Below are 21,654 nucleotides of genomic sequence, written 5' to 3'. Positions count from 1 at the left end.
GGTCTCAGTTCACAGCGGACGTCGCTTCGACATGACGCGGTAATGTCACCCGGATACGGGTGCCGCGTTGGCTCTGAACATCAGCCGGGCTGTCGATGGTGATTTGTCCATAATGCTCTTCAACGATGGAATAGACCAGTGCAAGGCCCAGACCGGTACCTTCACCCGGGTCCTTGGTGGTGAAGAAGGGTTCGAACAATCGGTCCATGATGCTCGATGGAATCCCGCTGCCTTCGTCTTCCACGATCAGGTCGACCGTGTGTTCGCCGGCTTCGCTCTTGACGCGTACTGCACTGCCCGGAGGCGAGGCATCACGGGCGTTCGAGAGCAGGTTGATCAGTACCTGGGCGAGCCGCTGCGGGTCGCCTTCGACCCAATGATCGGGGTCGCACAGATTGTAGAACTGCACTTCGAAATTGCGTCGGTTCAGGGCCAGGAGGCCGATGGCATCCTGGGCGACTTCCGCCAGACAGACGGGCTCGTCGTTGTGTTGATGGCTGCCGGCATGGGCGAAGCTCATCAGCGACTGGACGATGCGCGACACGCGTTTGGTCTGTTCGAGGATCTGCCCGCTGATTTCCTTGAGTTCGCCGTCTTCTTCGCGTTCTTCGCGCAGGTTCTGCGCCAGGCACGCAATGCCGGTGATCGGGTTGCCGATTTCATGGGCCACGCCGGCGGCGAGGCGGCCGATGCTGGCCAGGCGCTCGGAGTGCACCAGTTTGTCTTCGAGCATCTGGGTTTCGGTCAAGTCTTCCACCAGCAGCACCAGGCCACTGTTACCCGGCGCGAGCGGCTCGTCGATCGCCGCTTTGTGCAGGTTCAGCCAACGGGTCTGACCGTCGAGGGCCAGGTGCTGCTTGTGCAAGTGCTCGTCCGGGACATTGATGAAACCTTGCAGCAACTCTTTCCACGGGTCGGCAATGGTGCTCAGGCGCGAACCGACGACCCGTTGCGCAGCGATCCCGGTCAACTCCTCCATGGCTTTGTTCCACATGAGGATTTCCTGGTCCTTGGCCAGCGAACAGACGCCCATTGGCAATTCCTGCAGGGTCTGGCGGTGATAGCGGCGCAGGGCATCGAGCTCGGCGGCCAGTCCGGTCAGACGCGAATGGTAATCCTCGAGTCGGCTTTCGATGAAGTGGATGTCCTCGGTGACATAGTTTTCGCCGCCAGCCTTGTACGGCAGGAAGGTTTCGACCATGTCCTGGGCTACGCTCGGTCCCATCAGACCGGAAAGGTTGGCCTCGATGCGGTCACGCAAACGGCGCAAGGCATATGGGCGGCGCTCGTCGAACGGCAGGTAGAGATCGCGCAGGGCCTGCTCGACTTCTTTTTGCGCAGCCTTGGCACCCAGCGGTTTGGCAAGCTGTGTGGCGAATTCCTGAGGCGAGGCGGCATGCAGTTCGCGGCGTTGCGGGCGACGCACGTTGTCCACGGCACAGGCTTCCGCGGCGCTGGCCTCTTCGGTGCTGGCGTTGGTGAACAGCGAGATCAGGGTGAACATCAACACGTTGGCGGCCAGCGAGGCAATCGCCGCCATGTGCCAACTGGTGTCGTCCAGCACATAGATCATGTTCAACAGCGGGATGTAGAAGCCCTGCAGATTGCCGACCAGCGGCAGCAGCATGGTCACCAGCCACACCAGGATCCCGGCCAGCAAGCCGGCGATGAAGCCGCGGCGATTGGCGGTTGGCCAATACAGGACCGAGAGTACGCCCGGCAGGAACTGCAAGGTGGCAACGAACGCGACGATGCCGAGGTTGGCCAGGTCCTGCTCCGCGCCCAGCAACAGGTAGAAACCGTAACCGGCCATGATGATCGCGACGATCAATGCCCGACGCGTCCATTTCAGCCAGCGGTAGATATTGCCTTCCGCCGGCGGCTGATACAGCGGCAGCACCAGGTGGTTCAGGGCCATACCCGACAGCGCGAGGGTGGTGACGATGATCAGGCCGCTGGCGGCGGACAGCCCGCCGATATACGCCAGCAATGCCAACGCCTGGCTGTTGGCGGCAATGCCGATGCCAAGTGTGAAGTATTCCGGGTTGGTGGTAGCCCCGAGTTTCAGCCCCGCCCAAAGAATCAACGGCACCGCCAGGCTCATCAGCAACAGGAACAGCGGCAAGCCCCAACTCGCGCTGACCAGCGAGCGAGGGTTGAGGTTCTCGGTGAACGTCATGTGGTACATGTGCGGCATCACGATCGCCGAGGCGAAGAACACCAGCAGCAGCGTGCGCCACGGGCCTTCCTGCAACGGCGTGTGCAGGGCGGCGAGGGCCGTCTGGTTTTGCAGCAGCCACAGCTCCAGCTGTTGCGGGCCGTCGAACACACCGTACAGCGCATACAGTCCGACGCCGCCGAGAGCGATCAGCTTGATCACCGATTCGAAGGCAATCGCGAAGACCAGGCCTTCATGTTTCTCGCGGGTGGCGATGTGCCGGGAGCCGAAGAAAATCGTGAACAGCGTAATGAGCGCGCAGAAACTCAGGGCAACGCGGTGTTGCACCGGCTCACGGGTTAGGATGCCGATTGAATCGGCCACCGCCTGAATCTGTAACGCCAGCAACGGCAGTACGCCGACCAGCATGAAAATCGTGGTCAGCGCGCCGGCCCAAGTGCTGCGGAAGCGGAACGCGAACAGGTCCGCGAGGGACGACAGCTGATAAGTGCGGGTGATCTTCAGGATCGGATACAGCAATACCGGCGCCAGCAGGAATGCCCCGGACACCCCGAGGTAACTGGACAGGAAACCGTAACCGTACTGATAAGCCAGGCCCACGGTGCCATAAAACGCCCAGGCACTGGCATAGACCCCCAGCGACAGTGTGTAGGTGAGCGGGTGGCGAATGATCGCCCGGGGGATCATGCCCCGTTCGCTGATCCAGGCCACGCCGAACAGCACCGCCAGGTACGCGGCACTGATCAGGATCATCTGGGTCAGGCTAAAGCTCATCGGCATCTTTTTGGCTCTGCAGGATGAAGGTCACGACGATCAGGATCAGCCAGAGCAGATAAGGGCGATACCAGGCGCCAGTGGCGTCGATCCACCAATCCATGATGGCCGGGGAAAACAGATAAATCCCCACTACCAGGAGCAGGACCAAGCGATAGATGTACATCCCGGCCTCTCTTTTTTATGCGCGTGCCCGAAAACGTGCGGCGATGGTAACGGATGGGCGCGACACTGCAAGCACGATCACTGTAGCTGCGCCTCGGGCAGGCTCAGTGTGCGCGGGATCCGGCTTGCATCCCAGTGAGCGATGCCCCAGTTCAACACTTCCCTTGGTGTGCCATCAGCCAGTTCGGTACTGGGAGTCTGCCCCAGTGCACGCAAGGCGCGCAGCAACAATGGTGTTGCCTGATCTTCGGTCAATGGCGGCGAGCGATAGGACTTGCCGAGCTTGTTGCCATCGGGCTGGGTAATCAGCGGGATGTGCAAATAGCGCGGTTGTCGCAGGCCGAGCAGTTCTTGCAGGTAGAGCTGGCGTGGCGTGGAGTCGAGCAGGTCGGCGCCGCGCACGATATCGGTAATGCCTTGCCAGGCATCATCCAGTACCACCGCCAGTTGATAGGCGTAGAGCCCGTCACGGCGGCGAATCACAAAATCGCCGACATCCCGGCCCAGGTGTTGATGAAATTCCCCTTGCACGCGGTCGATGAAGTGGTAATCCAGTTCGGGCACACGTATCCGGATCGCCGCATTTTCAGTGGCATGCCCGGCATTGCGGCACAGTCCCGGATAGATGCCATGGTACGGCTCCAGTTGCTTGCGCGAACAGGTGCACGCGTAGGCCAGGCCGTGATTGAACAGGCGATTGAGTACTTCGGCGTAGGCGTCGTGTCGGTCGCTCTGACGGACCATCTCACCATCCCACTCGAAACCATAGCTCTCCAGCGCCTTGAGGATCGCCGCCTGGGCGCCGGGTTCTTCACGGGGCGGGTCGAGGTCTTCCATGCGCATCAACCAGCGGCCACCCACCGAACGTGCGTCGAGGTACGAAGCCAGCGCGGCGACCAGCGAACCGAAATGCAGGTGACCACTGGGGGTGGGGGCGAAGCGCCCGATATAGGAAGCGGTGGAGATGGCGGTCATAGGGCGATGTCATTTTTCCGTGCTTGAGCCAGCCCCTTGGGAGCGAGCCTGCTCGCGAAAGCGGTGTGTCAGCCAGCATTAATGTTGAAGCTCAGGCCCCCTTCGCGAGCAGGCTCGCTCCCACGGTTTCCTGTCAAAGCAAATGTCAGAAACAAAAACGGAGCGTTCGCACGCTCCGTTCTTCGTTCAAGTCGATATTACTTGCCGACTTGCTTTTCCTTGATTTCCGCCAGGGTCTTGCAGTCGACGCACATGTCGGCGGTAGGGCGGGCTTCCAGGCGCTTGACGCCGATTTCGACACCGCAGGACTCGCACCAGCCGTATTCTTCGTCTTCGATCAGTTGAAGCGTCTTGTCGATCTTCTTGATCAGCTTGCGCTCACGATCGCGCGCTCGCAGTTCGAGGGCGAACTCTTCTTCCTGGCTGGCACGGTCTGCCGGGTCAGGAAAGTTGGCCGCTTCGTCCTTCATGTGATCAACCGTGCGGTCGACTTCCTGCATCAAGTCCTGTTTCCACTTGTTCAGGACCTTGGTGAAGTGCGCACGCATGGGCTTACCCATGTACTCCTCGCCCGGAACTTCTTTATAGGGTTCGAAGCCGCTGATCGACTGGACTGCCTGTTGCTTTGCTTGGGTGGACATGAAATAGACCGCCTCTACTCTTGTAATCCATCTGCGCAGGATTGTTCCATCACCGGCACCCGCCGGCCCTGCGGCTGCAAGCGGGCGAACTTACCAGATCAAATCAGAGCGCGCTACTCCCGGATGTCGAGGCCGCGGCCTGTGACGCTTGCAAATGATGGCAAAGCGCTGTCTGGTAGCTCCGCAGCCCTGATCAATTATTGATTTTAGTCAAACCTTGGGCACTCGCTCGAGTCGTTTTGGGTCTGGGTTATACGGCTCTGACCGCTTTAGGTTCTCGCTCGTTCCTGCGCTTGGGTAGAATCGATTCTTTTCTTCGTTGAAGGAAGGCCAATGGCTCAGTCCTACAGTGCCCGCAGTCGCGCAATCGAACCTTTTCATGTCATGGCATTGCTGGCGCGGGCCAATGAATTACAGGCCGCCGGTCACGATGTGATTCACCTGGAAATCGGCGAACCGGACTTCACCACGGCCGAGCCGATCATCCGTGCCGGCCAGGCTGCGCTCGAATCGGGAAAAACGCGATACACCGCCGCACGCGGTATTCCTGAGCTGCGTGAGGCTATCTCGAGCTTTTATCAGCAGCGTTATGGCCTGAACATCGATCCGCGACGCATCCTCATCACGCCCGGCGGTTCCGGTGCGCTGTTGCTGGCCAGTGCCTTGCTGGTGGATCCAGGCAAGCATTGGTTGCTGGCGGACCCGGGTTACCCATGCAACCGGCATTTCCTGCGACTGGTGGAGGGAGCCGCGCAGCTTGTTCCTGTAGGTCCGGACGTGCGTTATCAACTGACGCCGGATCTCGTCGAGCGGCATTGGGATCACGACAGCGTGGGTGCGTTGGTGGCATCTCCGGCGAATCCAACTGGGACAATCCTCACTCGTGACGAGCTGGCGGGGCTGTCCAGCGCCATCAAACAGCGCCACGGCCATCTGGTGGTGGACGAGATCTACCACGGCTTGACCTACGGCACCGATGCGGCCAGCGTGCTGGAAGTCGATGACAGCGCCTTTGTGCTCAACAGTTTTTCGAAATATTTCGGAATGACCGGATGGCGGCTCGGTTGGCTGGTGGCGCCCGATGTGGCTGTGGGTGAGCTGGAGAAGCTAGCCCAGAACCTCTATATCAGTGCCCCGAGCATGGCGCAGCATGCTGCGCTGGCCTGTTTCGAGCCAGAAACCATCAGGATTCTGGAAGAGCGTCGTGCCGAATTCGGTCGTCGTCGCGATTTCCTTTTGCCAGCGTTGCGGGAATTGGGCTTCGGGATCGCTGTCGAGCCTGAAGGCGCGTTCTATTTGTACGCTGATATCAGCAAGTTCGGCGGCGATGCCTTCTCGTTCTGTCGGCATTTCCTTGAGACGGAGCACGTAGCATTCACGCCTGGACTGGATTTCGGTCGCTATCAGGCCGGGCATCACGTGCGTTTTGCCTACACGCAAAACCTTGAGCGTTTGCAGGAAGCGGTGGAGCGTATCGGCCGGGGTCTGCGGAGCTGGCAAGGCTGATGCGGTTTCATCCTCCCCTCGAAGAAGGTCGGCTGATCCGCCGTTACAAGCGTTTTCTCGCCGATATCGAAACCGTTGGCGGTGAGTTGTTGACCATTCACTGCCCGAACACCGGCTCGATGCTCAATTGTCAGGTCGAAGGCGGGCAAGTGTGGTTCAGTCGCTCCAATGATCCCAAGCGCAAGTTGCCCGGTACCTGGGAAATCGGCGAAACCCCACATGGTCGTCATTTTTGCGTGAATACCGGGCGGGCCAATGCTTTGATCGAAGAAGCACTGCTGGCTGGGGTTATCACCGAGCTGAACGGCTTTACCGGGCTCAAGCGTGAAGTGGCCTATGGTCAGGAAAAGAGCCGGATCGATTTTCGTCTCGATTACCCCGACGGGCCGGCCTATGTGGAAGTCAAAAGTGTCACGCTGGGTTTCGACGGTGTCGCGGTGGCGGCGTTTCCTGATGCGGTGACCCAGCGTGGGGCGAAGCATCTGCGTGAGTTGGCCCATCTGGCTCGGGACGGAATTCGTGCGGTGCAGTTGTACTGCGTGAATTTGACCGGTATCGAAGCCGTGCGTCCGGCCGAAGAAATCGATTCCGCCTACGCACAGGCCTTGCGTGAGGCGGTGGCGTGCGGGGTTGAAGTGCTGGCCTATGGCGTGCGCCTGACCCATGAAGAGATGGTCGTGGATCGGCGCCTGGAGGTGCTGCTCTTTAAGGATTGACCCAGATCCCCTGCGCATCCTCGCGGCAATCGACACGGATCAGCGATTGTCCTGCGCAAGGGCCGGCAACGCATTCGCCGTCCTCGATCAAAAACAGGGCGCCGTGGGTGGCGCACTGGATCAGGCTGTTGCTGGGGTCCAGAAACTGGTCGGGGGTCCATTCAAGACCGACGCCGCGGTGCGGGCAGCGATTGACATAGACGTAAACCTTGCCGTCCCGACGCACGGCGAAAAGCTTTTGCCCGTCGAGTTCAAACCCGCGGCTGCTGGCATCGGCCAGCTCAATGCCTGTACACAGAAATTTCATGCCTATCCTCAGGGCGCAGTCGTGACCGGATATGTCCGAGCTTGACGTGCAAATGCAAGCAATTATCAAATGGCTGACTTGCCCCGTAGGTGCAGTTGCCAAGTTGCACAGGATACTTGGCCTGCTCGCCTGATGCCCGGGAAACCCTCATAGGAAGCTGTTTATGCGCCTGAGTACCCGTGTTTGCGTGCTTTGTTTCGGACTTCTCGCCAGTCATCACGTCGCTGCGAGCGAGTTGCCGCAACGTTGGGTCAGTGCCGGAGGTGCGCTTTCGGAGTGGGTCAGCGCATTGGGCGGCGCGTCGAAACTGGTCGGTGTCGATACCACCAGCCAGCACCCTGAATCCCTGAAGGCGTTACCCAGCATCGGATATCAGCGGCAGCTTTCGGCGGAGGGTGTGCTGAGTTTGCGTCCGCAGATCCTGGTCGGCACCGAAGAGATGGGGCCGCCACCCGTGCTTTCGCAAATTCGCAGTGCGGGCGTGCAGGTCGAGCTATTCTCGGCCCAGCCAGATCTGCCGACGCTGCAGAACAACCTGCAGCATTTGGGCAGGTTGCTCGGCGCCGAAGACAGGGCCGTGCAGTTGCTGGCGACTTATCAACAGGCGCTTGAACTGCAGAAGATCCGCGTTACCAGGGCGCAATTGACGCAGCCCTCTCCGGGCGTGTTGTTGTTACTCGGGCACGCGGGTGGAAAACCGCTGATCGCCGGCAAGGGCACCGCCGCTGATTGGTTACTGCAGCGGGCCGGAGGGCATAACCTGGCGACTCATACCGGATACAAGCCGTTTTCGAACGAGTCGCTGGTGAGCCTTGACCCTGATGTGCTGGTGTTTGCCGATCGCGCGCTGAGCGGAGATGCGGCGCGTGCAGCGTTGTTCAGGGAAAATCCGATTCTGGCGTCTACCCGCGCAGCGAGAGGTGGGCGGGTCATTGAGCTTGATCCCACGTTACTGGTGGGCGGATTGGGTCCACGGCTGCCGGAGAGCCTGAAAAAGCTGTCTGATGGTTTTTATCCTGAATCTGCTGGTCAATAACCTTGCGCGGCAATTAGCGTTTGCTACGTAGTGGCGACTTTTCCACAGGCTGTACGGACCGGACTCACAGGCAAAAAAAGACCCGGCAAGAGCCGGGTCAAATAACCGTGATTAGCCTGATGAGGAGATAATCTGAGAGTCCGAACCAAGGGCTATTCAGAATATCGACCAGTCTCGCGACCAGTTGTGCTAATCATATCGATTCTCATTATCAAGTCAACAGCTGATTTCTCATTAGCGTGGGTTGTGTCGCGCGTGGTCGGCAAGTCCTTGTAAATATTGAATATTGGTTTGTCGTTTTTAGTGACGTCACTCGTATGAATCGCGGGTATCCCATGCAGGCTCAGTTCTTGTGACGTGACGAGATCGCTTCCAACTGTTTATTCAAGGCTTCTTTGCGTTCGGCGGGGATGTCATTCCAGTGCACATCCATCAGGGCGCCTTCGATTGCATACAACAACACCTTGGATGCTCGAAAGCCGCGCGTACGCACGGCCCGATAAGCGTCCACCGCTCCCAGGCGACGCAAGTCCGAGGCGCTGTGGATACCCACTGCATGCAGCCACTGCGCCGACGTCTTGCCAAGATTCTTAAGGTGTTGCAGTTCATCATTCATCAAGCCTCCTTGCGATGGCCGAATGGTGCGTGGGCAAGCTTCTCAGGAGTGTAGCCATCAGTAGGAAAAGCGTGATTGTTTGGTCGTTTTCGACGCAAAAGCTTCTAAGAGGCAGGCGTTAGAGGGCGCTTGAAAATCTGCGAAAGGACCAAGAGCAGAGGGAAAGGCTGGTAGTCGGGACGAGTCCGCCCGAAGTCCAATGCGAGCGGGGGCACCGGACTGGGTAATTTACGCGTGTGGTCAGCGGGTGCGATAACGCAGTCGTGTACCGAAGTTCATCGACATCAAAATCTCGTCAGCACTCAGCTCTGGCGGAAAGTAGGCACCGGAAATCTGTGCATGGGCCAGACTTGCACCTTCGAGTGAGGCTTTGCGAAAGTCGATGCCCCGCAAGTCGGCGGAGCGGAAATAGGCATCGGTGAAGTCGACGCCGTCGGCGTTCAACTCGCGCAAGTCCAGACCCCGGAAGTCACCACCGACCATATCGATAGGGCCATCCTTGGGGCGTTCATTGTTGAAACCTGTGATGTCGTCTTTGTGCAGCAAGGCATAAAGCGGGGTGTCGAGAAGTTTCGGCTGGCTCATGTCACATCACCTGTTGGTTTTATGGCGCCAGTATAGTGCCACTATTTGGCAGCCGTGAAGCCGGCGAAGGCCTCACGGCTGAAATAGTTTTTTACAGGCCTGGCAGGCGTTGGCGAATTTGCGCCACGACTGTGTCAAGCGTTCCGCTTTCATTGGTCTGAACGCGTTTGCTGCAGAGAATTTCTGCCGGGGTCAGGGGTTCGCGACTGGCTTGCTGGGCCTTGATCACCGCCAGCGTGGCGTCGGACGGGTCTGCGTTATCTGCCTGGCGCAGGGTCAGCCAACTCTCGATCACGGCTTGCGGTGCATTGCAGTCGAGGATCAGGAAAGGCGTGCCTGTGGCCTCGGCAATTTTCGCTGCGCTTTCGCGCTGATCGTGCTTGAGATAAGTGGCATCGATCACCACCGGGAAGCCGGCATGAAGGATGACCTCGGCAATTTCGTGCAAGCGGTGGTAGGTCGCGGTGCTGGCATCGGCGCTGTAAATGCCGGCCTGCAGATCGTTTGTGCCGGTTTGTTCGCCGAACAGGCGTTTGCGCTCAACGTCGGAACGCAGGCGAATCGCGCCCAATGCTTCCACCAGGCGCATCGCCACGTGGCTTTTGCCGACCGCGGAAACGCCGTGGGTAATCGCCATGAAGCGCGAAGGAATGGTGCTGTAGCTTTCAGCCAGGTTGGCGTAGGTACGGTACTGGCGCAGGGTGGTGGCGCGCTGCACCGCCGTGGCGTCGGCCGGCATGCTGAACAGGCTGACCTTGGCGCGAACCAGTGCACGGTAGGCTTTATAGAAGTTGAGCAGTTCCAGGCCCTGATAATCGCCGGTCAGTTCCAGGTACTGGCTGATGAAGCGGCGTGCCAGGCACTTCAGGCCGCGGTCTTCCAGGTCCATGGCCAGGAAGCCGGCATCGGCATACACATCGGTGAAGCGGAACGGTTCGTTGAACTCGATGCAGTCGAAAATCACGACCTTGCCGTCGATCACCGTGGCGTTGCCCAAATGAATGTCGCCATGGCATTCGCGGATGAATCCGTCTGCCTTGCGCTGGGTGAGGACGGGTTTCAGGCGATCGAAGCTGCTCTCGGCCCAGGCTAGCAGGGCGTCGAGTTGCAGCAGGTCAGCCTTGTCACTGAGGAATGGGCGAATCTGTTCGAAGTTCTGACGTACTGGCGCCATGACACTGTCAGGAGTGCCCGCTTCATGTTCGGCCGGGACTTTCGGTGCGCTGAGATGGAACCGTGCGATTTGCGCCGCCATCGCGTCGATGTGCGAGGTGGTCAGTTCACCATTGGCCTGAAGGGTGCTGAGCAAGCCGGTTTGCGGGAATTGACGCATTTTCAGCACGTATTCGATGGCCGGACCTTCGCCGCCCAGTTGCGGAGCTTCGGCGCTGCCAGTGACCGGCAACACTTCCAGATACAGATCGTCTGTCAGGCGCTGGTTCAGGCGCAGTTCTTCGCCGCAGAAATGCTTTCGAGCCTCAAGCGTGGTGAAATCGAGGAAGCCGAAGTTGACCGGCTTCTTCACTTTATAGGCATAGGAACCGGTGAGCAGTACCCAGGAAATATGGGTTTCGATGAGCTGGAACCCGTCAACAGGATGCGGATACAAGGCCGGGTTTTGCAAAGCGGCAATCAGGGACTGGCTCACGGGGGGATCCTTCAGAGTCTGGAAAAATTCAGGTCGTCATTATGGCGGCTAGCCAGCTCAACGCAAACTCGGAGGGCTCCTGTTGAGGATGAATAAAGTGCGTATAATCCGCCGCCATGACTCATACTCGATCCCCCCGTACCCCAAAAAAACCACCTTCCCGAGGCCTGCGGCCTTGGCTGGGCTGGGTCCTTAAACTCAGTCTGGTCGGCCTTGTGGTGCTGGCCGGATTCGCGGTTTACCTGGATGCCATCGTGCAGGAGAAGTTTTCCGGCAAGCGCTGGACGATTCCCGCCAAGGTATACGCGCGTCCGCTCGAGCTGTTCGTCGGACAAAAACTGAGCAGGGACGACTTTCTCACCGAACTCGATGCCCTGGGCTATCGCCGTGAAAGCGTGAGCAACGGCCCAGGTGCGGCGGCAGTCAACGGCAATACCGTCGACTTGAACACTCGTGGCTTCCAGTTCTATGAGGGGCTGGAGAGCGCTCAGCCGGTGCGTGTTCGTTTCTCCGGAGACTATGTCGCCGAACTTTCGGCGACGAACGGTTCGAAACTGTCTGTAGTGCGCCTGGAGCCGCTGCTGATCGGCGGGATTTATCCGAAGAACCTCGAAGATCGCATTCTGATCAAGATCGATCAGGTTCCGCCGTATTTGCTGGAAACCCTGGTCGCCGTGGAAGACCGTGACTTCTACAGCCACTGGGGGGTGTCTCCCAAGTCGATTATGCGAGCCGTCTACGTCAACACCTCTGGCGGCAAGATGACCCAGGGCGGCAGTACGTTGACGCAACAGCTAGTCAAGAATTTCTACCTGACCAGCGAACGCAGTCTGACCCGCAAACTCACTGAAGCCATGATGGCGATGCTGCTTGAGTTGCATTACGACAAACGGGAAATACTTGAGGCTTACCTCAATGAAGTGTTCGTCGGCCAGGATGGTCAGCGTGCGGTCCACGGATTCGGCCTGGCCAGCCAATTCTTCTTCGGGCAGCCGTTGTCCGAACTGAAGCTGCATCAAGTCGCGATGCTGGTGGGCATGGTCAAGGGCCCTTCTTATTACAACCCGCGACGCAATCCTGAGAGGGCGCTTGAGCGGCGTAATCTGGTGCTGGATGTGCTTGAGCAACAAGGCGTCGCCACCGCCGAGCAGATCGCTGCAGCGAAGAAAATGCCGTTGGGAGTGACAACGCGCGGAAAGCTGGCTGATAGCTCGTTCCCTGGCTTCCTCGATCTGGTCAAGCGTCAACTGCGTGAAGACTATCGCGACGAAGACTTGACCGAAGAAGGACTGCGAATCTTTACCAGCTTCGACCCGATCCTTCAGATGAAAGCTGAAGCATCGGTCAATGACACCTTCAAACGCCTGTCCGGGCGCAAGGGCTCCGATGACGTCGAAGCGGCGATGGTCGTGACCAACCCGGAAACCGGTGAAGTCCAGGCCATGATCGGCAGTCGCCAGGCCAGTTTTGCCGGCTTCAACCGTGCACTGGATGCGGTGCGGCCGATCGGCTCGTTGATCAAGCCAGCGGTTTATCTGACAGCACTCGAGAAACCGAGCCAGTACACACTGACCAGTTGGCTGTCAGACGAGTCCTTCTCGGTCAAAGGTGCGGACGGTCAGGTCTGGAAGCCGCAGAACTATGATCGCCGCTCCCATGGCACGGTTTTCCTTTATCAAGGCCTGGCGCATTCCTACAACTTGTCGACCGCGCGTCTCGGCTTGGCGGTAGGCGTTCCCAATGTCCTCAAGACCCTCGGGCGTCTGGGGGTGAGTCGCGAGTTTCCGGCCTTTCCTTCGATGTTGCTGGGGGCGGGCGGCATGACCCCGATCGAAGTGGCAACCATGTACCAGACCCTCGCCAACGGTGGTTTCAATACCCCGATGCGCGGGATTCGTAGCGTACTGACAGCCGAAGGCGAGCCCCTCAAGCGTTATCCGTTCCAGATTCAGCAGCGTTTCGACCCGGCCTCCATTTACCTGGTCCAGAGCGCCATGCAGCGAGTCATGCGTGAAGGCACTGGCAGCTCGGTTTACAACGTACTGCCGAAAACCCTGACACTGGCCGGCAAGACCGGTACCAGTAACGATTCGCGCGACAGCTGGTTCGCCGGTTTCAGTCAGGATCTGTTGGCGGTGGTCTGGTTGGGGCGCGATGACAACGGCAAGACACCATTCACGGGTGCTACCGGGGCGTTGCAGGTCTGGACCAGTTTCATGCGCAAGGCCGATCCGTTGCCGTTGGACATGCCTCAGCCGGATAATATTGTTCAGGCCTGGGTCGATTCGCGGACCGGACAAGGCTCTGACGGCAACTGCCCGGGCGCCGTGCAGATGCCGTATATTCGCGGCAGCGAACCGCCTCCCGGCGCTCCTTGCGGTGGCGAAAGCCCTATCAACGGTGAAACGGTGATGGATTGGGTCAAGGGCTGGATGAATTAAGCAAAGAGGGTTTCAAGTGAACAAGTGGTTGATTCCAGCGGTTACCGCCGTGGCTTTGCTCAGCGGTTGTTCCTCCGTACAGCGTGGCTCGATTCCGGTTGTGGACTCCGGCACCAACGTATCCAATAGCGAGAGGGTCTCGGCGAACGGCGGTTTCCGTCAGTCGACGGTCAAGCGTCCTGCGCAAGCGAAGGTGCAGGAAATTCCGCAAGGCGATACCGGTGTGGTCGTGATGGTGCCGGGTGGCGGCGCAACGACTTCGACGCCGATCAGCACTACGCCGATCACCCCTGGCCCGATTACGCCGGGACCGTTTGATACCTCGCCGGTGCAGTCTGCACCGATCAATCAGGGCAGCTACAGCATGCCGTCGACGCCGAGCGGAATTCCGTCGGTCAGTTCCGGCGGCCTGTCCGCCGATGAGCAGTTGGACGGTCCAGTGCTGGCGCTGTTGACCACTGCTCAGCAGCAACAGGCTGGTGGCGATCTCAACGGAGCCTCTTCAAGTCTCGAGCGTGCCCAGCGTGTCGCCCCGCGTGAGCCGCAAGTGCTTTATCGTCTGGCGCAAGTGCGCATGGCTCAAGGGGACGCCGCGCAGGCCGAGCAATTCGCGCGTCGTGGTTTGACCTTGGCCAATGGTCGTCCGGCGCTTCAGGCCAGTCTGTGGGAATTGATTGCCCAGGCACGTGAGAAGCAGGGCGATTCCTCTGGTGCAGCATTGGCTCGTCAGAAGGCAAAGGTTTCGTCGTGATGGATGTCCGCTTTCCCAGGATTGCCGAGCAGTTGCTGCTGATCGAGCGTGAATTGCGGGTGCAAGGATGGTGGGATGATGTTCCTCCATCTGCTGAGGCGCTCTCCAGCGTTGAGCCGTTTTCGGTCGATACGCTGGACTTCGAGCAATGGCTGCAATGGATCTTTCTGCCGCGCATGAAAGCGATCCTCGAACAGAACCTGCCATTGCCGAACGCTTCGGGGATTCAGGAGATGGCCGAAATGGTCTTTGCCTCCCGTAATGTTCAGGGCAAGGATCGGCAGTTGCAGGTGCTGCTCAAAGAGTTCGATCAACTGATCACCGCTTCTCGCTGACCACGATCCCTGTAGGAACCGAGCTTGCTCTGGGCGGCTCCTACAGGTGACTACATGCAGTTATCCGCGATCTGTTTCTGCGTTTCACCTATGCGGTCCTGCCGTTGAGTGTCGTCGAGCCGACGCAGTTCCCCCTCCACTTCCTCTCTGAGCTGCGGATTGTTCCGCAACTGCGCCAGGTTTGTTCGCGCCTGTTCGCAAAATACTTTCAGCTCTGTTTGCTGCTCGGCGACCTGCGTCTTGACGCGTTTGTCGATAGCCTGTTGATCGCCAATCGTGTCGCTGTTCAAAGATGCGGCGGGTTTGGCGGCGGGCGGGGAGGGCGTCACGACAACAGTGGCTTGCTGACCTGAAGGTGGTTGCGCATCGAAATGGGTAACGCCTTGGGCGTCGACCCATTTGTAAATCTGTGCGGCCATGCTTAAAGGGCTCAGGCCGATCAGCAGGCCGGCGGCCAGGAAAAGCGCTCGCATGTCATTTCCTTGTCTCGGGTTGCGCAATTGAAGCTAACACACTTGAGGTTTCGCGGTTTTTTCTTGCTTTCTCATGTGCTTAGTTCAATAAAGCACATAGACGACTTGACTTGCAGGGGACGAAACAGAAGAATCCAAAGTCCGCTGTAGAGGGACTGCCAGAAGCAGACCCACTCAGCAGATCATGAGGCGCACATCCGCGCCGACCTGTTACACCCGCAACGCGTTACCTCGCGCTGGGTGGGAAAGGCCCGCAACACTTGGGACGATCCCAATACTTGCTCAGTCAGTGCTGACGTAGTCGGCGACCACCGTCGCTCATGCTCTGCTGAGAAGTAAACCTATTAAGACCCGTCCCTTTTTCGTGGGCGGTATTCTGGCGTTTTAGAGGTGAGCAACGTGGAGCTTTTATCTGGCGGTGAGATGCTCGTCCGCTTCTTGCGTGACGAAGGCGTCAAATATATCTACGGGTACCCGGGTGGTGCTCTTCTTCATGTCTACGATGCCCTGTTCAAAGAACCGGAAGTGACGCACATTCTGGTTCGTCACGAGCAGGCTGCGACCCATATGGCTGACGGTTACGCCCGTGCCACCGGCAAAGCCGGCGTGGTACTGGTGACTTCCGGCCCGGGCGCAACCAACGCTATCACCGGTATCGCCACGGCCTACATGGACTCCATTCCGATGGTGGTCATTTCCGGCCAGGTGCCGAGTACAATGGTTGGTACCGACGCATTCCAGGAAACCGACATGATCGGTATCTCCCGGCCGATCGTGAAACACAGCTTCATGATCAAACACGCGTCGGAAATCCCGGAAGTCATGAAGAAAGCCTTCTACCTGGCGCAATCCGGTCGTCCTGGTCCGGTCGTTGTCGATATTCCGAAAGACATGACTAACCCGGCCGAGAAGTTCGAATACGTCTTCCCGAAAAAAGCCAAACTGCGCTCCTACAGCCCGGCCGTTCGCGGTCATTCCGGTCAAATTCGCAAAGCGGCGGAAATGCTTCTGGCGGCCAAGCGTCCCGTTCTGTACTCCGGCGGTGGCGTTATTCTCGGCAACGGCTCCGCGCCGCTGACCGAATTGGCACAAATGCTCAACCTGCCAGTGACCAATACCCTGATGGGTCTGGGTGGCTACCCTGGTACCGATCGTCAGTTCATTGGCATGCTCGGCATGCATGGCAGCTACACCGCCAACCTGGCGATGCACCATGCTGACGTGATCCTGGCCGTCGGCGCACGTTTCGACGATCGTGTCATCAACGGCGCATCGAAGTTTTGTCCGAACGCCAAGATCATTCATATCGACATCGACCCTGCTTCGATTTCCAAGACCATCAAGGCTGACGTACCTATCGTTGGTCCGGTCGAGAGCGTTCTGACCGAAATGGTCGCGATCCTCAAGGAAATCGGCGAGACCCCGAACAAGGAGTCTGTTGCCAGTTGGTGGAAGCAGGTTGATGAGTGGCGCGGTGACCGTGGTCTGTTTCCTTATGACAAGGGTGACGGTAGTGTCATCAAGCCGCAGGCCGTGATCGAAACCTTGTGCGAAGTGACCAAGGGCGATGCCTTTGTCGCCTCCGACGTTGGTCAGCACCAAATGTTTGCGGCGCAGTACTACAAGTTCAACAAGCCTAACCGCTGGATCAACTCTGGCGGCCTGGGCACCATGGGCTTCGGTTTCCCGGCGGCCATGGGCATCAAGTTGAGCTTTCCGGATGATGATGTCGCTTGTGTGACGGGCGAAGGCAGCATCCAGATGAACATTCAGGAACTGTCGACCTGCCTGCAATACGGTCTGCCGGTCAAGATTGTCATCCTGAACAACGGTGTGCTGGGCATGGTTCGCCAGTGGCAAGACATGAGTTACGGCAGTCGTCACTCGCATTCCTACATGGAGTCGTTGCCTGACTTCGTCAAGTTGGCGGAGGCCTACGGCCACGTCGGCGTGCGCATCACCGACTCGAAAGACTTGAAGTCGAAGATGGAAGAAGCGTTCGCCATGAAAGATCGCCTGGTGGTCATCGATATTTCGGTCGACACCAGTGAGCACGTCTACCCGATGCAGATCAAAGACGGCTCCATGCGCGATATGTGGCTGAGCAAGACGGAGCGTACTTAATCATGCGGCACATTATTTCCTTGCTTCTGGAAAACGAACCTGGCGCTCTGTCTCGTGTAGTCGGCCTGTTCTCGCAGCGCAACTACAACATCGAAAGCCTGACCGTGGCGCCAACCGAAGACCCGACTCTGTCGCGTCTGACGCTGACCACCGTGGGCCACGATGAAATCATCGAGCAGATCACCAAGAACCTGAACAAACTGATCGAAGTGGTCAAATTGGTCGACTTGTCGGAAAGTGCTCACATCGAGCGCGAACTGATGCTGGTCAAGGTCAAAGCCACCGGCGCCCAGCGCGCCGAGATCAAACGCACTACCGATATTTACCGTGGGCAGATCGTCGATGTCAGCGCCAGCGTGTATACCGTTCAATTGACCGGTACCAGCGACAAGCTCGACAGCTTCATCCAGTCCATCGGCACCGCTTCGATTCTGGAGACCGTCCGCAGTGGCGTCACCGGGATTGCCCGCGGCGACAAAGTACTCAGCATCTAAACCAAATTAGCGAATGGCCTGAACGGCCTGGATATATAGGGGAAATTCATGAAAGTTTTCTACGATAAAGACTGCGACCTGTCGATCATCCAGGGCAAGAAAGTTGCCATCATCGGTTACGGCTCCCAGGGCCACGCTCAAGCGTGCAACCTGAAAGACTCAGGCGTTGACGTTACCGTTGGTCTGCGTAAAGGTTCGGCCACTGTTGCCAAGGCCGAAGCCCACGGCCTGAAAGTGACTGACGTTGCTTCCGCTGTTGCGGCCGCCGACCTGGTCATGATCCTGACCCCGGACGAGTTCCAGTCCTCCCTGTACAAGAACGAAATTGAGCCGAACATCAAGAAGGGCGCCACCCTGGCCTTCTCCCACGGTTTCGCGATCCACTACAACCAGGTTGTGCCGCGCGCCGATCTCGACGTGATCATGATCGCGCCGAAGGCTCCAGGCCACACCGTACGTTCCGAATTCGTGAAGGGTGGCGGTATCCCTGATCTGATCGCTATCTATCAGGACGCTTCCGGCAACGCCAAAAACGTTGCGCTGTCCTACGCTGCCGGCGTGGGTGGCGGTCGCACCGGCATCATCGAAACCACTTTCAAGGACGAGACCGAAACCGACCTGTTCGGCGAACAAGCCGTTCTGTGCGGCGGTACCGTCGAGCTGGTAAAAGCCGGTTTCGAAACCCTGGTTGAAGCTGGCTACGCGCCGGAAATGGCTTACTTCGAATGCCTGCACGAACTGAAGCTGATCGTTGACCTCATGTACGAAGGCGGTATCGCCAACATGAACTACTCGATCTCCAACAACGCCGAGTACGGCGAGTACGTGACCGGTCCGGAAGTCATCAACGCAGAATCCCGTCAGGCCATGCGCAACGCCCTGAAACGTATTCAGGACGGCGAATACGCCAAGATGTTCATCAGCGAAGGTGCTACCGGCTATCCTTCGATGACCGCCAAGCGTCGTAACAACGCCGCTCACGGTATCGAAATCATCGGTGAGCAACTGCGCTCCATGATGCCGTGGATCGGTGCCAACAAGATCGTCGACAAAGCTAAAAACTAAGTCTGACACTTGTACGAAAAACGCGGCCCAGGCCGCGTTTTTTCGTTTGGAGGGCCGGTTCTGGTATAAAGCTGCATCGTTTGCGGTGCGAACCGGCGTTGCAGACATCTGTCGAAACTTTCCACCCCGTTGCAAGGTATTGTCCATGAGCGAACGTCCCGAAGAGCCAAAACAGGCTTCTGACGCCGAAAGCCTGCTGCCCATCGATGAACATGTCGAAGAAGGGCATGACGCTGAAGGCCGTAAAGTCCGGCATCGTGGTATCTATCTTCTGCCGAATCTGTTCACCACTGCGAACCTGTTCGCAGGGTTCTACTCCATCATCAACTCCATGAGCGCCCAGAGTGCCTTGAGTGCAGGTGATTCGATTGGTGCGAGCAAGTATTTTGCGTTTGCCGCCATCGCAATTTTTGTCGCCATGGTGCTCGATGGTCTCGATGGCCGTGTCGCCCGCATGACCAATACCCAGAGTGCCTTCGGTGCCGAGTATGACTCGCTATCGGATATGGTTGCTTTCGGCGTGGCGCCAGCGTTGCTGGCGTTTGGCTGGGCCTTGGGCGACATGGGCAAGGTCGGCTGGATGGTCGCCTTCATCTATGTCGCAGGTGCGGCGTTGCGTCTGGCGCGTTTCAATACCCAGGTCGGCACGGCCGACAAGCGCTACTTCATTGGTCTGGCCAGCCCGGCTGCCGCTGGCGTGGTGGCGGGCATTGTCTGGGCGTTCAGCGATTACGGCATTCAGGGTTCCAAGATGTCTTTCCTGGTGGCGCTGATGGTCGCGGCAGCGGGCATGCTGATGGTCAGCAACATCAAGTACAACAGCTTCAAGGAGTTGGATCTGAAAGGGCGCGTGCCATTCGTGGCGATCCTCGCCGTAGTATTGGTGTTCGCGGTAGTGTTCAGTGATCCACCACGCATTCTGCTGCTGGTTTTCCTCGCCTATGCGGCATCCGGGCCGGTGCAATACTTGTTACATCTTCGTCGGCGCAAAAGCGCCGAGTGATGTAATTTCCCTCATACTCCGCAGTTGGTGCATCTGTTCTCCAATGCTGCGGAGTAGTCATGCTGATCAAAGTCCCCAAAGCATCCGACTGCCATGAGTCGGATGTCACGCCTGAATCCATTTACCTTTCTCGACGCAATGTATTGGGTGCTGCCGTTGCCGGCTTGGCCATGAGTGCTCTGCCGCGTTGGGCGGGCGCTGATGATGCGGCGCGATATGCAGATGTCGAGCCTGGCAAGGCTCCTTCGTGGTTCAGCGAAAAGCTTCCCTCGATCAAGTGGGGGGCGGTTAACGTCAAGGATGAGGCGATCACGCCGTTCAAAGACGCAACCCACTACAACAACTTCTATGAATTCGGTACTGACAAGGGCGATCCGGCTGCCAATGCCGGTGCGCTGAAGACTGAGCCATGGACTGTGGTGGTGGATGGCGAAGTGGGTAAGCCGGGGCGCTATGCACTGGAAGACTTCATGAAGCCTTATCAACTGGAGGAGCGCATTTACCGCCTCCGTTGCGTGGAGGCCTGGTCGATGGTCATTCCATGGATAGGTTTCCCCGTTTCGGCGTTGCTCAATCAGGTAGAGCCCACATCAAATGCCAGATTCATTCGCTTCGAAACTCTTGAAGATCCCAAGAGCATGCCGGGGCAGCGCTCGGGGTTCGCCTTGATCGATTGGCCCTATGTGGAAGGGTTGCGGCTGGATGAGGCGATGAACCCATTGGCGATTCTGGCGGTGGGCATGTACGGGCGTGAGTTACCGAATCAGAACGGGGCGCCGCTGCGTTTGGTGGTGCCGTGGAAATACGGATTCAAGAGCATCAAGTCCATCGTGCGGATCAGCCTGGTGAGTGAGCAGCCCAAAACCACCTGGCAGAGTATCGCTTCGGACGAGTATGGCTTCTATGCGAATGTGAACCCTACGGTTGATCATCCACGCTGGACTCAGGCTCGCGAACGGCGCTTGCCGAGTGGTCTGTTCAAGCCGAACGTGCGTGACACGCAGATGTTCAATGGTTATGCCGATGAAGTCGCCCCTCTCTATACAGGGCTCGATCTTCGGAAAAACTACTGATGCGATATCGACTCTGGCGTATTGGCGTTTTCGTCGCTGCGGCGATCTGGCCTCTGCTTTGGTTGTATCAAGCCTGGGAGGATCTGCTCGGGCCTGATCCGGGCAAGGTACTGGTTGACCGGTTGGGCTTGGGGACGCTTGTTCTGCTGCTTATTACATTAAGTATGACGCCGCTGCAGAAGCTCACGGGGTGGGCTGGGTGGATTGCGGTTCGGCGGCAACTGGGTTTGTGGTGTTTCGCTTATGTAGTTCTGCACTTGAGTGCCTATCTGGCATTCATCCTTGGGTTCGACTGGTCACAACTGGGCGTCGAGCTGGGCAAGCGTCCCTACATTATTGTCGGGGCGTTGGGGTTTCTGTGTTTGCTGGCGTTGGCAGCGACTTCCAATCGATACAGTCAGCGGCGTTTGGGTTCGCGCTGGAAAAAGCTGCATCGTCTGGCTTATCTGGTTCTCGGCCTTGGGTTGCTGCATATGCTCTGGATTGTGCGCGCCGATTTGAAGGAGTGGTCTATCTATGCCGCTATCGGCGCTTTGCTATTAGTGTCGCGCCTGCCACCCATAACCCGGCGCATCCCGCGTTTGGTGGCTAAAAAGGCCTCTTCTGCCAAAAAAGCGTAATAAGTGGTTGACGTCAGATCTCAGGTGTCTATAATTCGCCCCACTTCCGGCGCAGTCGAAACGGAAAACTCCTTGGTAAACAATGAGTTACGCAGTTTTCGGCAGCAGGTTACTTCAGGTCATCGAA

At 58.2% G+C, this 21,654-nt stretch carries 21 protein-coding genes; 12 read left to right on the top strand and 9 right to left on the bottom strand.

The annotated features are described in order from the left end of the window. Positions 1–4 precede the first annotated feature (4 nt). The 4 genes from FFS64_RS29180 to dksA all read right to left on the bottom strand — a co-directional run bounded on the left by FFS64_RS29180 (position 5) and on the right by dksA (position 4,734). The gene (locus FFS64_RS29180) at positions 5–2,959 is read right to left on the bottom strand and encodes a sensor histidine kinase (RefSeq protein ID WP_171017157.1); all 2,955 of its coding nucleotides are present in this window, start codon (positions 2,957–2,959) and stop codon (positions 5–7) included. Then, the gene (locus FFS64_RS29175; protein WP_003176118.1) at positions 2,943–3,119 is read right to left on the bottom strand and encodes a hypothetical protein; all 177 of its coding nucleotides are present in this window, start codon (positions 3,117–3,119) and stop codon (positions 2,943–2,945) included. The genes FFS64_RS29180 and FFS64_RS29175 overlap by 17 nt, the downstream gene beginning before the upstream one ends. A gap of 77 nt (positions 3,120–3,196) precedes the next feature. Further along, positions 3,197–4,093, bottom strand: coding sequence for a tRNA glutamyl-Q(34) synthetase GluQRS (gene gluQRS / locus FFS64_RS29170; protein WP_137808187.1), 897 nt, complete (start codon positions 4,091–4,093; stop codon positions 3,197–3,199). A gap of 197 nt (positions 4,094–4,290) precedes the next feature. Beyond that, positions 4,291–4,734, bottom strand: a complete 444-nt coding sequence (gene dksA, locus FFS64_RS29165) for an RNA polymerase-binding protein DksA (protein ID WP_095196562.1) — start codon at positions 4,732–4,734, stop codon at positions 4,291–4,293. 333 nt (positions 4,735–5,067) lie between these two features. On the opposite strand from dksA, the gene FFS64_RS29160 reads away from it, so the two are divergent. Next, on the top strand, positions 5,068–6,240 hold the full coding sequence (locus tag FFS64_RS29160; protein WP_137808186.1) for a pyridoxal phosphate-dependent aminotransferase: 1,173 nt from the start codon (positions 5,068–5,070) through the stop codon (positions 6,238–6,240). After that, a complete protein-coding gene (gene sfsA, locus FFS64_RS29155; RefSeq protein ID WP_137808185.1) occupies positions 6,240–6,956 on the top strand; it encodes a DNA/RNA nuclease SfsA in 717 nt (238 codons plus the stop codon). The genes FFS64_RS29160 and sfsA overlap by 1 nt, the downstream gene beginning before the upstream one ends. Here the strand turns inward: sfsA and FFS64_RS29150 are convergent. Next, complete coding sequence (locus FFS64_RS29150) at positions 6,946–7,263, bottom strand: Rieske 2Fe-2S domain-containing protein (protein WP_137808184.1); 318 nt, start codon at positions 7,261–7,263, stop codon at positions 6,946–6,948. The genes sfsA and FFS64_RS29150 overlap by 11 nt on opposite strands. 163 nt (positions 7,264–7,426) lie before the next feature. On the opposite strand from FFS64_RS29150, the gene FFS64_RS29145 reads away from it, so the two are divergent. Continuing rightward, a complete protein-coding gene (locus FFS64_RS29145) occupies positions 7,427–8,299 on the top strand; it encodes a hemin ABC transporter substrate-binding protein (RefSeq protein ID WP_137808183.1) in 873 nt (290 codons plus the stop codon). A gap of 343 nt (positions 8,300–8,642) precedes the next feature. Here the strand turns inward: FFS64_RS29145 and FFS64_RS29140 are convergent, their stop codons facing one another. From FFS64_RS29140 to FFS64_RS29130, 3 genes are all read right to left on the bottom strand, one after another. Continuing rightward, positions 8,643–8,915, bottom strand: coding sequence for a TfoX/Sxy family protein (locus FFS64_RS29140; protein ID WP_007971093.1), 273 nt, complete (start codon positions 8,913–8,915; stop codon positions 8,643–8,645). A 240-nt stretch (positions 8,916–9,155) separates the two neighbouring features. Then, positions 9,156–9,500: a pentapeptide repeat-containing protein gene (locus tag FFS64_RS29135; RefSeq protein ID WP_137808182.1), complete on the bottom strand. Its 345-nt coding sequence runs from the start codon at positions 9,498–9,500 to the stop codon at positions 9,156–9,158. Positions 9,501–9,591: 91 nt separating this feature from the next. Next, on the bottom strand, positions 9,592–11,148 hold the full coding sequence (locus FFS64_RS29130) for a bifunctional aminoglycoside phosphotransferase/ATP-binding protein (RefSeq protein ID WP_137808181.1): 1,557 nt from the start codon (positions 11,146–11,148) through the stop codon (positions 9,592–9,594). A gap of 116 nt (positions 11,149–11,264) precedes the next feature. Here FFS64_RS29130 and mrcB point away from each other — a divergent pair, with 116 nt between their 5' ends. From mrcB to FFS64_RS29115, 3 genes are read left to right on the top strand one after another with little or no spacing between them, the layout of a single operon-like run. After that, entirely contained in the window at positions 11,265–13,589 is a 2,325-nt protein-coding gene (gene mrcB, locus FFS64_RS29125) for a penicillin-binding protein 1B (protein WP_137808180.1), read from the top strand. Between the two features lie 16 nt (positions 13,590–13,605). Further along, a complete protein-coding gene (locus tag FFS64_RS29120) occupies positions 13,606–14,340 on the top strand; it encodes a hypothetical protein (protein WP_137808179.1) in 735 nt (244 codons plus the stop codon). Beyond that, positions 14,340–14,675 (top strand): YqcC family protein, encoded by a 336-nt coding sequence (locus tag FFS64_RS29115; RefSeq protein WP_095196552.1) that lies wholly within the window; start codon positions 14,340–14,342, stop codon positions 14,673–14,675. The genes FFS64_RS29120 and FFS64_RS29115 overlap by 1 nt, the downstream gene beginning before the upstream one ends. 50 nt (positions 14,676–14,725) lie before the next feature. On the opposite strand, the gene FFS64_RS29110 is transcribed toward FFS64_RS29115, so the two are convergent. After that, on the bottom strand, positions 14,726–15,148 hold the full coding sequence (locus FFS64_RS29110) for a DUF4124 domain-containing protein (protein WP_137808178.1): 423 nt from the start codon (positions 15,146–15,148) through the stop codon (positions 14,726–14,728). Between the two features lie 399 nt (positions 15,149–15,547). Between FFS64_RS29110 and FFS64_RS29105 the strand changes: the two genes are divergently transcribed. The 6 genes from FFS64_RS29105 to msrQ all read left to right on the top strand — a co-directional run bounded on the left by FFS64_RS29105 (position 15,548) and on the right by msrQ (position 21,527). Beyond that, positions 15,548–17,272, top strand: coding sequence for an acetolactate synthase 3 large subunit (locus tag FFS64_RS29105; protein ID WP_137808177.1), 1,725 nt, complete (start codon positions 15,548–15,550; stop codon positions 17,270–17,272). A 2-nt stretch (positions 17,273–17,274) separates the two neighbouring features. Further along, entirely contained in the window at positions 17,275–17,766 is a 492-nt protein-coding gene (ilvN, locus tag FFS64_RS29100) for an acetolactate synthase small subunit (protein WP_003205610.1), read from the top strand. 48 nt (positions 17,767–17,814) lie between these two features. Next, positions 17,815–18,831 carry a ketol-acid reductoisomerase gene (ilvC, locus tag FFS64_RS29095; RefSeq protein ID WP_003228216.1) on the top strand — a complete coding sequence of 339 codons (1,017 nt, stop codon included), beginning with the start codon at positions 17,815–17,817 and terminating at the stop codon, positions 18,829–18,831. A 145-nt stretch (positions 18,832–18,976) separates the two neighbouring features. Beyond that, positions 18,977–19,834, top strand: coding sequence for a CDP-diacylglycerol--serine O-phosphatidyltransferase (gene pssA, locus FFS64_RS29090; RefSeq protein WP_095196549.1), 858 nt, complete (start codon positions 18,977–18,979; stop codon positions 19,832–19,834). 59 nt (positions 19,835–19,893) lie between these two features. Then, a complete protein-coding gene (gene msrP / locus FFS64_RS29085; RefSeq protein WP_137808176.1) occupies positions 19,894–20,907 on the top strand; it encodes a protein-methionine-sulfoxide reductase catalytic subunit MsrP in 1,014 nt (337 codons plus the stop codon). Next, complete coding sequence (gene msrQ, locus FFS64_RS29080) at positions 20,907–21,527, top strand: protein-methionine-sulfoxide reductase heme-binding subunit MsrQ (protein WP_137808175.1); 621 nt, start codon at positions 20,907–20,909, stop codon at positions 21,525–21,527. Before msrP ends, msrQ begins: the two co-directional genes overlap by 1 nt. Positions 21,528–21,654 lie beyond the last annotated feature (127 nt).

Source organism: Pseudomonas sp. G(2018), from assembly GCF_005502415.1.
Taxonomy (GTDB): domain Bacteria; phylum Pseudomonadota; class Gammaproteobacteria; order Pseudomonadales; family Pseudomonadaceae; genus Aquipseudomonas.
This window is presented reverse-complemented; position numbering and strand designations above follow the sequence as displayed.

What these genes read in the sequence shown, in the direction of transcription:
- FFS64_RS29140 (WP_007971093.1), bottom strand. Translation starts at nt 8,915, where the DNA reads ATGAATGATGAACTGCAACACCTTAAGAATCTTGGCAAGACGTCGGCG.
- FFS64_RS29135 (WP_137808182.1), bottom strand. Translation starts at nt 9,500, where the DNA reads ATGAGCCAGCCGAAACTTCTCGACACCCCGCTTTATGCCTTGCTGCAC.
- msrP (WP_137808176.1), top strand. Translation starts at nt 19,894, where the DNA reads ATGCTGATCAAAGTCCCCAAAGCATCCGACTGCCATGAGTCGGATGTC.
- FFS64_RS29180 (WP_171017157.1), bottom strand. Translation starts at nt 2,959, where the DNA reads ATGCCGATGAGCTTTAGCCTGACCCAGATGATCCTGATCAGTGCCGCG.
- sfsA (WP_137808185.1), top strand. Translation starts at nt 6,240, where the DNA reads ATGCGGTTTCATCCTCCCCTCGAAGAAGGTCGGCTGATCCGCCGTTAC.
- FFS64_RS29175 (WP_003176118.1), bottom strand. Translation starts at nt 3,119, where the DNA reads ATGTACATCTATCGCTTGGTCCTGCTCCTGGTAGTGGGGATTTATCTG.
- ilvN (WP_003205610.1), top strand. Translation starts at nt 17,275, where the DNA reads ATGCGGCACATTATTTCCTTGCTTCTGGAAAACGAACCTGGCGCTCTG.
- FFS64_RS29145 (WP_137808183.1), top strand. Translation starts at nt 7,427, where the DNA reads ATGCGCCTGAGTACCCGTGTTTGCGTGCTTTGTTTCGGACTTCTCGCC.
- FFS64_RS29160 (WP_137808186.1), top strand. Translation starts at nt 5,068, where the DNA reads ATGGCTCAGTCCTACAGTGCCCGCAGTCGCGCAATCGAACCTTTTCAT.
- msrQ (WP_137808175.1), top strand. Translation starts at nt 20,907, where the DNA reads ATGCGATATCGACTCTGGCGTATTGGCGTTTTCGTCGCTGCGGCGATC.
- FFS64_RS29110 (WP_137808178.1), bottom strand. Translation starts at nt 15,148, where the DNA reads ATGCGAGCGCTTTTCCTGGCCGCCGGCCTGCTGATCGGCCTGAGCCCT.
- ilvC (WP_003228216.1), top strand. Translation starts at nt 17,815, where the DNA reads ATGAAAGTTTTCTACGATAAAGACTGCGACCTGTCGATCATCCAGGGC.
- mrcB (WP_137808180.1), top strand. Translation starts at nt 11,265, where the DNA reads ATGACTCATACTCGATCCCCCCGTACCCCAAAAAAACCACCTTCCCGA.
- dksA (WP_095196562.1), bottom strand. Translation starts at nt 4,734, where the DNA reads ATGTCCACCCAAGCAAAGCAACAGGCAGTCCAGTCGATCAGCGGCTTC.
- gluQRS (WP_137808187.1), bottom strand. Translation starts at nt 4,093, where the DNA reads ATGACCGCCATCTCCACCGCTTCCTATATCGGGCGCTTCGCCCCCACC.
- FFS64_RS29150 (WP_137808184.1), bottom strand. Translation starts at nt 7,263, where the DNA reads ATGAAATTTCTGTGTACAGGCATTGAGCTGGCCGATGCCAGCAGCCGC.
- pssA (WP_095196549.1), top strand. Translation starts at nt 18,977, where the DNA reads ATGAGCGAACGTCCCGAAGAGCCAAAACAGGCTTCTGACGCCGAAAGC.
- FFS64_RS29115 (WP_095196552.1), top strand. Translation starts at nt 14,340, where the DNA reads ATGGATGTCCGCTTTCCCAGGATTGCCGAGCAGTTGCTGCTGATCGAG.